Raw genomic sequence first — 9,940 nt, 5'->3', positions numbered from 1 at the left:
CCACGTTTCTTAATAGCTCCATTTCTGGGTTAGAATCATCCAATAGAATGAACGATATTAAGCACGGTAGATATAAGCTGGTTTATGTTGCACCTGAACGTTTGGAAAATCCTGCATTTCAACAGGATCTATTTAATGTGGGAATTTCTATGGTTGCCATTGATGAGGCCCACTGTATATCTCAATGGGGACATGACTTCAGGCCAAGCTACCTAAAAATCAAAACCTTATTGAAAAACATGCCATCCGCTCCGACTGTACTGGCCTTAACGGCAACTGCCACACCGCATGTGACCGATGATATATGTCAGTCGCTCGGAATATCTGTACAGCATACAGTATCCACGGGATTTTCCAGAGATAACCTGTTCTTTTCCGTTGTGAAAGAAGAAAATCGCAGTCGATTTTTAATGCGCTATTTGGAGAAAAACAAAAATGAATCGGGTATCATATATGCAGCAACCAGGAAAGAAGTCGATTCCTTGTATGCCAAGCTTATTAAAGCCGGATTCAAAACAGGTCGATATCATGCTGGCATGAATGAAAAAGAACGGTCGGAACAGCAGGATCAATTCATTCGTGATGACGTTCCCTTGATGGTAGCGACATCTGCCTTCGGGATGGGAATCGATAAGTCGAATGTTAGATACGTCATCCATTACCAAACTCCAAAGAACATGGAGAGTTATTATCAGGAAGCGGGCCGTGCAGGGAGGGATGGTTTGGATAGCGAGTGTATCCTCTTATATTCCCCACAGGATATGCAGATACAGCGTTTCTTGATTGATCAATCAAATCCCTCACAGGAGTGGCAATCCCAGGAATTGAAGAAATTGAACAGAATGAAGGATTATTGTTTTACCGAAGGATGTTTGCAAGCCTTCATTCTTAGATATTTTGGAGAAGAAAACCCTGAAGATTGCGGTCATTGCGAAAATTGTACAGATAAACGTGACTCTGTTGATGTAACTACACAGGCACAAATGGTCCTTTCATGTATGTTGCGAATGGGGGAGCGATTCGGTAAAACGATGATTTCCCAAGTGCTTACGGGATCACGCAATAAGAAAATTGAAGAGTTCGGATTCCAGAAGCTTTCAACCTATGGTATCATCAATGATCAAACTGCGAAGGATGTTGGTGATTTCATTGATTTCCTGACAGCAAAACAGTATATCGAAATGACGGGCGGACAGTTTCCGGTTCTTAAAGTTACCAATGCTGGCAGGGAAGTGCTTTTGGGACAGAAAAAAGTCCTGCGTAAGGAAATAAAAAAAGTAAGCAGCATCAGTGCTGATCATGGGCTGTTTGAAGAGTTGAGACAGTTAAGAAAAGAATTGGCAAGTACGGAAAATGTACCTCCATTCATTATTTTTTCCGATGCATCTTTGAAAGATATGGCCGTCAAACTGCCGAGGACGGAAGAGGAATTCCTGGAAGTCAAAGGGGTGGGGATGCAGAAATTCGAACGCTTCGGAGACGCATTTTTACAAGTGATTTCCCAGTATGTACAGGCACACCCTGACTTAGAAACGAATACAATGGTTACAAAGGAAACGGTAAAGAGAGCTACTAAACCATCTCACTTAGAAAGCTATCGCTTATATCAGGAAGGCAAATCAATCAAGGAAATAGGGACATTGAGAGGATTGTCTGCCATTTCAATTGAAAATCATTTATTAAAGTGTGCAGAAGAACACTTGGATATCAATTGGGATGAGATTTTCTTGGAGAAAGATTTTAATCTTGTTTTGGAAACTGCGAAACAATTGGATTCAGAAAAATTGAAACCACTTAAAGAAGCCCTGCCTGAACATATTTCCTACTTTATGATCAAAGCGATCTTGGTTAAGGCAGGGCTGGAAAACGAAAGGTGTTAAGGTTTTTTGGATAATTTCTTCATTGAATAAATAAGAATTTGGTTTAATGCGTATACTAGGAATGATAAAAAGGTGAAATTTCGCTCCTTTAATCAGAGTCTTTATAAAAAAGAGGAGGTTGCTCATGTATTTTGGTAAAAAGAATTCAGAGGAACCAGAAATAGTTATGGAAGATACGATAGTATATGCATGCGGATCAGCGGATTGCAATGGTTGGATGAGAAAAGATTTTGCCTCGGAAAACTATGATTGCCCAATGTGTGGAAGTCAATTGGTTGAAGAAATCAGGGAGCTCCCAAAAATTGAAAATGAGTATAATGCGTTTAAATAAAAGAGGTGAATCATAGCCTCTTTATTTTTTATTTTGAGAAGGAAGGATGGAGGAGTGTTTTTATCTGGGATTAATGCTTTACATATAAAGATATGTATGATATTATTAGATTTCAGTGTTATGAAAAGAATGCACTGGAGGGTAATTTAAAGTAACATTTTTATTAATAAAATAATTTTTCATCATTTTCATGATGAAGTAGAAACAAGTTAAACACATTTAGAAAAAAGAAATACATGTTATCACCAAGTATTTTCCTCGATCCATTTCTGTTCTTCATTAACTTACTTCTATGTACCATTTGTCTTTTGGAATTTAATCTACCCAATTGGAATTACGGACGGTTTTAATTAATAAACATGTACTTACAAGCTTTTATCTGATTCTCGCAGGCACGGTCTAGGAACCGTATGGATGGGAGAGAGGCAGGGCTTTCATTGTTTTAGGTTTTGGCATTAAAAATTACTCTCGTGCTCGCTTCGATTTGAAATGTTCAACGAACGAGCAGGAAGAACCATATGGAATGGATTCTTAAACAGGCGCAGTCTCGATTATCTGAAGGGTAAGTCAGGGACTGTGTTTCATTTTGGGGAATACTTTCTTTTTTAGAATCTTTCCTCAAATATATAAAGCATATATATGATATAATGGTAACTGAGATATGAAAAATTCATGCCGTAATCTCAAGTTCTTACCATTCAAAAAGTTTGGTTGAAAGAACAATAATCATACTTAGATTTGCGAATGGTTATTTACTCACAATTTAGATTAAACGCCATCTATTCTTCTTTTATCTTTATGGCTTGTGATCTGTTATGCAGGACGGAGTCAATTCAATTCTAAGGAGTGAGATATATGTATAGAAGAAATAATACGGAAGAAATCATTCCTGAAGAAACAAAGGTGTGGGAATGTACATCAGAAGATTGCAAAGGTTGGATTCGCGATAACTTTACAAGTAATGATGAACATGTTTGTCCGTTATGTAGCAGCGAGATGAAACCCGGCACCAGAATGCTTCAAGCAATTAACAATCCAAGAAACTATTAAGGCTATAAAAAAAGCTGAAGGGGATTCCCTTCAGCTTTTTTTATCTTTCTGCCAATTTAATGAAGCAAAAAGCAGATGAATGATTAGTGGATATCTTTTTTCTTGAATCGGCCGCCTCGGACTTCCGCGATATCCCCTACAGCAAGAAATGCAGATGGATCGAAGCTTTTGACTATCTCTTTAAGTTTAGCTTCCTCAAGCCTGTTTATTACACAAAAGATGACTTTTTTATCATCACCGGAATAAGCACCTTCACCAGCTAAAAAGGTTACGCCCCGTCCAAGGCGATTCATTATGGCTTCACCGATATCATTAAATTCATCACTGATAATCCAGACAAATTTGGATTCGTCCAAACCTGCGATGACGATATCCATCGTTTTATATGCCACGAAGTAAGCTATGATCGAATACATGGCACGATCCCACGAGAATACGAAGCCCGCACTTCCCAGGATGAATAAATTGAAAAACATGACGATCTCCCCAACGGAAAAAGGGAGCTTCTTACTAGCGAGTATAGCAAGTATTTCTGTACCATCCAATGAGCCGCCATATCGAATGACCATTCCAACTCCAATGCCAAGAATCATTCCGCCGAAAGCGGACGCTAGGAGGATATCTTGAGTGAAAGCTGGTACATGATGAAGCAATGTAGTGGTAATGGAAAGGATTAAAATTCCATAAAGGGTAGATAATGCGAAGGTTTTGCCGATTTGTTTATAACCGATAAAAAAGAAAGGAAGATTCAAAATGAAAAGAAAGATTCCGAGCTTCCATCCAGTGATGTAAGATAACATAATCGATATACCCGTTATGCCCCCGTCGATTACGTTATTCGGCACTAAAAAAATCTCGAGGCCGACAGCCATCAAAACCGCACCGATTGTAATTAATAGACCTCTCTGTAAAATTTGTCTCAGTGTTAATTTTTTATGCTGGGTCTTCTTTTGCATAATTTCTGTTGTACTTGCACCTGCCAGGTCTGACATAATCATGCCACCCACTCCTTCTCTCTATATAGGTTCTATGTAATTATAAACCTATAGGTATAATTAAATAAAGAAATTAACATTCTGATTCATATATTCCTGAATAATTATTGGTATCATTGATAACGTCCTGGAATGAAGAAACAGGGTTGTTAATGCTTGTCATTACCATGTATTCTTATTCTACTCCATACAAAACAATAGTATTTCTAATTTTATTGAATTTATGAAAGAAACCTGCATTTTCTTGAGATATGGGGTGCACCGAAAGAATCGATGTGTAAATAAATAGGAATAAGGAAATAAAAAACCTTTGAGGTACTATGAAATTCCTTTACAATATAGGAGAATAGAACGTTTGAGGTGATCAAGTAAAAAAATGGAACAATCAATTGTAGCATCAAATCCTGTTCTCTTTATGATTGCAGTACTTTTGATAATAATGGCTTGTTATACGGCGTTGGATTTACTGACAACATTACTGACGATAAAGAGATATAAACGCCTTGTGTATATAGGGAGCAGCTGCTCTATGGGAGTGGCTATTTGGACGCTTAATTTTGTTGTCATATTCACCCTCGATAATTCAGGAATGGCAGCAAACAACTTTTCTACAATAATTTTTTCGTTAGCATTAGCCATCGCTCTCGCAGGGGTTGGGTTATTGGCCATTTCGTATAAAACACAAGTACTGCAAATCGTTTTTTGCGGTTTCATGTTTACGATGGCCATATTATCCAATTATATAATGGGAACATCTTCATTAAACCACTCTTTGAACTTTAACCCATTATCGGTCTTCAGTACGCTTTTCAGCATCTTTATTTTATTTGTAGCAGCACTTGCCATCTTATTTCATTTTAATAAATTAAGTCAATCCTCGCTAAAACCAGTCAGTACTCTTTTGATGAGTGGGGCAATCATTGAAGGCTATTATCTTTTTGTAAGGGTGTTACCGATGAACGCGAAAAATGAATCGGGTGAATTTGTTCCACTCACTCCATTTATGCTTTATCTTACATGCTTCGTTTCATTATTCATCCTTGCAAGCTTGATAGCTTCAAGTACGATCGTGGGCCGGCGGTTAGCAAAAAGTGATAATACTGTAAGCGATATCCGTTATGCTTTAGATCAATCGGCGATCGTCGCCATCACGGATGCAAATGGGATCATTACATATGTAAACGAAAAATTCCTGGAAATATCACAATATGAAAAACATGAACTAATAGGGAAAAATCATTCCATAATCAATTCTGGTCATCATCCGAAAGAATTTTTCACTGACTTATGGCTAACGATCAGCAAAGGGAAAACATGGCATGGTGAAATATGCAATCGGGCTAAAGATGGTAATGTATATTGGGTGGATACAACTATCGTTCCTTTTATGAAAAAGGGTAAACCATATCAATATATTTCCATCCGTTCGGATATTTCCAGTCGTAAAAAAGCAGAAAATGCTTTAAAGGAGTCAATTAAAGAACTGGAAGATATGCATTATGCAATCAACCAGTCCTTGATTGTGGCGATTACCGATGATAAAGGAATCATTATCGAAGTGAATGAAAAGTTCTCGGAGGTTTCTGGTTATGGGAGAGGTGAATTGATAGGCCAGACCCATAAAATCGTTAATTCTGGATACCACTCAAAGGAATTCTTTGAAAAAATGTGGAAGACCGTCCGTGAATGCAAAGTTTGGAAAGGTGAAATTAGAAACAAGGCGAAAGATGGCAGTTTTTATTGGGTCGATACAACAATTGTTCCATTTTTCAGCGAAGAAGGAAAGCCATTTCAGTATTTAACAATTAGATATGACATAACCGAGCGTAAACAATCGGAAGAGATGCTCCATCGGCAGGATAAATTAGCTGCTGTCGGTCAGCTTGCTGCTGGAGTGGCACATGAAATACGCAATCCCTTGACCTCCATGAAAGGGTATACGGAATTTTTGCAATTGGATGAAACGGACGAAAATAAGCAAGAATATCTGGAAATAATCATGGAAGAAATCAATCGTGTGAATGAGATAGTTGAAGAGTTCCTACAATTGGCCAAACCACAGGCCTTGACTTTGGAGATGAAGAATCTCGTGCCAATCATTCAAAATGTTGTATCTTTGACGGAATTTGAAGCCAGGAAGAAGAACATCACGCTGTTTTCGGATTGTAATGACGAAGAGATCTTCGTTCGTTGTGATGAGAATCGATTAAAACAAGTCATATTGAACTTCATTAAAAATGGTATGGAAGCTATGCCTGACGGTGGGTTCATAAAAGTCATGACTGAAATTAAAGAGGATAAAGTGCAAATATCCATTACCGATACAGGAATTGGGATTCCACCAGAGCAGCTTAAGAGACTGGGAGAACCATTTTTCACAACGAAAAAATCTGGTAATGGGTTAGGATTAATGATCAGCTTTAAAATCATAGAAAGCCATTTGGGTAATGTCTTTGTCGAGAGCGAGGTCAATAAAGGTACAGTCTTTAAAATTGTGCTCCCTATTTAGCCTAATGGGAGCAATGAAAAAATATCAACAACATTGTAGAAGATGTCTGCATGGGGGAACTGGATTTGGAAAAACAAAAGCAAGTCAATATCATTAGCTTGAAGGTGTTTTACCTTTTTTCATTTTTTGCAGTAGGAAGTTTAACACCGCTATTAAGCGTTTATTTAGCCAATGAGGCAGGTTTGTCAGGTATTGAAATAGGTACGATCATGTCCGTTGGACCGATAGTGATGATCGTTTTTCAACCTTTGTGGGGGATTGTATGTGATTGGAGCGGGAGACCGGCAAAAATATTGGCAATGACATCGTTGCTTGCTGGTGTATTCGGTTTAGGTTACTTGCTGTTCGATCACTATTTACTTATAGTGTCCGTTGCTGTCGCATTGGCTATTTTTCAAAGTGCGATAATACCAGTTTCAGATAGCATCACCCTTCAATATACAACGAAAATCAAATCGAATTATGGTAAAATCCGTTTATTCGGATCACTTGGTTACGGTGTGGCCGTTTTTGTAATGGGAAAATTATCTGAATCCTTCATGGGTCCTTCCGTGATATTTTATGCTTTTTTCTTCGGCCTTTTGATCGCGGCTAGTCTGGCTCTTCGTTTGCCCGAAGAGCCGCCTGGGGAAAAGGTGAAGCTTTTCGGTGGAATGAAAGAATTGATCACGATGAAACGATTTCTTATCTTTCTTGCTATAACGTTCTTGCTTTTTGGTCCTAATCTTGCAAATAACGTATACTACGGTTTGTTTGTAGAGGCAAGGGGAGGGACATATACAGGAATTGGCATTGCGTTCCTTTTAGCTGTATTATCGGAAATCCCCTTTATGAGAATCGCAGGTACCTGGATTCATAAGATAGGCCTGCTGCCAATTACCTTATTGGCTGGAACGGCCTCATTGGTCCGCTGGGTTTTATACTTCACCGAACCAAGTTTGGCTACCGTATATGTGTCTTCGATCATTCAAGGGTTTTCACTTGGCTTATTCATTCCTGCAGCTTTACAATATATCAGGGAAGTTGTCCCTGTACGTATAACAGTAACGGCAATAACGCTTTATTCCGCCATAGGCAATGGATTGGGTAACTGGTTCAGTACCTTTAGCGGCGGAATAATCCTGGATAAATCAGGAATATATGCGGTCTATTTATTTTATGGTTTACTCACGCTGATCGGAATGCTGCTTACAATATGGCTCATGTGGTATGAAAAAAAATTAAAAGTTATGGGGAGACCCATAGGTATAATAGAAAAATGATGGAAAATAAAGCGAGGGACCTCTTTGCCTATCATGGTGAAGAGGTCTTTCTCTATTCTATTTACAAATTTGAGAGAACGTAGGCTAAATGATCAAGCAGAATGAACATACTTTGAAAGGGCGTAGGGGTTCATTAAAATTCCTCAGTAGACAAACTCGGTGAAAATGTATTTGTCTCCAATTTTATAAGGGTTTGTATAATTTACACGTTGATTGGAATGAAAGGCACTCGCTTTCCGATGCTCTTTAGCCTGCCAGGTCTACCTTGGACACGCTTTTTCCTCAGAAGTCTCGAACGCCCGTTCCAATCAACTTTGTTTAAAATTTTGAGAGAACCCCTTTTGTAATCCCATTCCGCGGTAAGTTTATAAAAGATATGCTTTTATGARTTGGGAATTTTAACTAAAACAATCAGTTTTTTATTTTTGGAAATAATATGATTTAATGGAAGATAGAGAATGAATGGAAGGGTGAGTGTTTTTGAGCAAACCAAAAGTGTTGGCCATTACCATCGCATCAGCTTTTATCGGCCTGTTTTTTTTATTTTGTCTTGGATGGGCGATTTTGGACCATTATGGAAAGGGAACTTCCGATAAGGAAGTGATTGAAGAAACCGCCATTAAAAAAAATGATTTTCCCGATGATTTTACGGTAGTTGCGATAGGCGATTCATTGACCCGCGGCACAGGTGATGAAACAGGGAAAGGTTACGTTGGACTTGTTATTGAAGATTTAAAGAGTGAGTACAATAGAAAACCAATCATTCATAACCTGGGAATTAATGGACAAGTGTCTAAAGAATTGGTACAGCAAGTGAGACAACCGGAAGTGAAGCGCCAAATCCAGGCTGCTGATGTTATTTTAGTTACAATCGGGGGTAACGATTTATTTCAAAAAGGCAGGACCCTGCTTGAATATGATCGTGAAGCTATTACGGTATCCCAAAAGAATTTCTTGGGAAATTTACATGAAATTTTTAAAGATATCAATAAAGTCAATGATTCAGCTACCATTTTGTTGCTTGGGCTGTATAATCCGTTTATAGATTTGGATGAAGACTTTGATACGAACCGCATCGTACGGGACTGGAATAATGAAACGGCGGAAGTCGTGGCTCTTTATGAAAATGCCATTTTCGTTCCAACTTTTGATTTATTTCAATTGTCGGTAAATGAGTATTTGTATTCAGATAAATTTCACCCTAATAAGAAGGGATATCGTTTAATTGCTGATAGAGTTGCTCCTTTAATAAAATGGGAGGATGTGGAACGATGAAACAGGTGACATTGTCTGTCAGGGACTTAAAAAAAAGGATTGGCAAAAGGGAAATTATTAAAGGGATTGATTTTGAGCTGAATGAAGGGGAAGTTTTCGGCTTTTTAGGACCGAATGGAGCAGGCAAGACGACGACGATCCGCATGTTGGTCGGTTTGATTAAGCCAACCTCGGGTTCCATCCATATATGCGGGTATGATGTTCGTCAGGACTTTACAAAGGCTATGAAGCAAATGGGCTGCATCGTTGAAAATCCAGAGTTATATCCATTTTTGAGCGGGTGGGATAATTTGCTCCACTTTGCAAGAATGTTACCTGATGTTGATGAAACAAGAATGGACCAGGTTGTTGAACTCGTCGGTTTGCAAGCGAGAATTCACGATAAAGTAAAGACTTATTCATTAGGAATGAGACAGCGTTTAGGAATCGCGCAGGCCATGCTGAATAGCCCTAAACTATTGATTTTGGATGAACCGACTAACGGGCTAGATCCTGCCGGAATCCGTGAAATGCGGCAATTCATCAGAAAGTTGGCTGAAGAAGATGGTATGAGCGTTCTGGTTTCCTCACACTTGTTAGGTGAAATCCAGCAACTTTGTGACCGGGTCGCAATCATTAAAGGTGGGGAAATTATTAAA

General features: G+C 38.5%; 8 protein-coding genes. 7 read left to right on the top strand and 1 reads right to left on the bottom strand.

Features of this window, described 5'->3' with window-relative positions:
- From AC1DVB_RS22690 to AC1DVB_RS22680, 3 genes are all read left to right on the top strand, one after another.
- A partial coding sequence (locus AC1DVB_RS22690; RefSeq protein ID WP_477591070.1) for a RecQ family ATP-dependent DNA helicase occupies window positions 1-1,880 on the top strand: 1,880 nt, incomplete at its 5' end.
- Window positions 1,881-2,004: 124 nt separating this feature from the next.
- Window positions 2,005-2,211: a cold-inducible protein YdjO-related protein gene (locus AC1DVB_RS22685; protein ID WP_034307297.1), complete on the top strand. Its 207-nt coding sequence runs from the start codon at window positions 2,005-2,007 to the stop codon at window positions 2,209-2,211.
- A gap of 855 nt (window positions 2,212-3,066) precedes the next feature.
- Window positions 3,067-3,261 (top strand): cold-shock protein, encoded by a 195-nt coding sequence (locus tag AC1DVB_RS22680; protein WP_034307294.1) that lies wholly within the window; start codon window positions 3,067-3,069, stop codon window positions 3,259-3,261.
- Window positions 3,262-3,344: 83 nt separating this feature from the next.
- Here AC1DVB_RS22680 and AC1DVB_RS22675 read toward each other — a convergent pair whose 3' ends face one another.
- Complete coding sequence (locus tag AC1DVB_RS22675) at window positions 3,345-4,259, bottom strand: YitT family protein (protein WP_222619851.1); 915 nt, start codon at window positions 4,257-4,259, stop codon at window positions 3,345-3,347.
- 373 nt (window positions 4,260-4,632) lie between these two features.
- Here AC1DVB_RS22675 and AC1DVB_RS22670 point away from each other — a divergent pair, with 373 nt between their 5' ends.
- The 4 genes from AC1DVB_RS22670 to AC1DVB_RS22655 all read left to right on the top strand — a co-directional run.
- Window positions 4,633-6,765 (top strand): PAS domain S-box protein, encoded by a 2,133-nt coding sequence (locus AC1DVB_RS22670; protein WP_477591068.1) that lies wholly within the window; start codon window positions 4,633-4,635, stop codon window positions 6,763-6,765.
- A gap of 65 nt (window positions 6,766-6,830) precedes the next feature.
- The gene (locus AC1DVB_RS22665; RefSeq protein ID WP_222619850.1) at window positions 6,831-8,027 is read left to right on the top strand and encodes an MFS transporter; all 1,197 of its coding nucleotides are present in this window, start codon (window positions 6,831-6,833) and stop codon (window positions 8,025-8,027) included.
- A gap of 480 nt (window positions 8,028-8,507) precedes the next feature.
- Complete coding sequence (locus AC1DVB_RS22660; RefSeq protein ID WP_057277426.1) at window positions 8,508-9,302, top strand: SGNH/GDSL hydrolase family protein; 795 nt, start codon at window positions 8,508-8,510, stop codon at window positions 9,300-9,302.
- Window positions 9,299-9,940: ABC transporter ATP-binding protein (locus AC1DVB_RS22655; RefSeq protein ID WP_477591066.1), on the top strand; the 642-nt coding region annotated here is incomplete at its 3' end. The genes AC1DVB_RS22660 and AC1DVB_RS22655, both read left to right, overlap by 4 nt.

Source organism: Peribacillus sp. P4_D6 (assembly GCF_056401795.1).
Note: the sequence above shows the minus strand (reverse complement) of the source record. Positions and strands in the feature narration are given on the sequence as shown.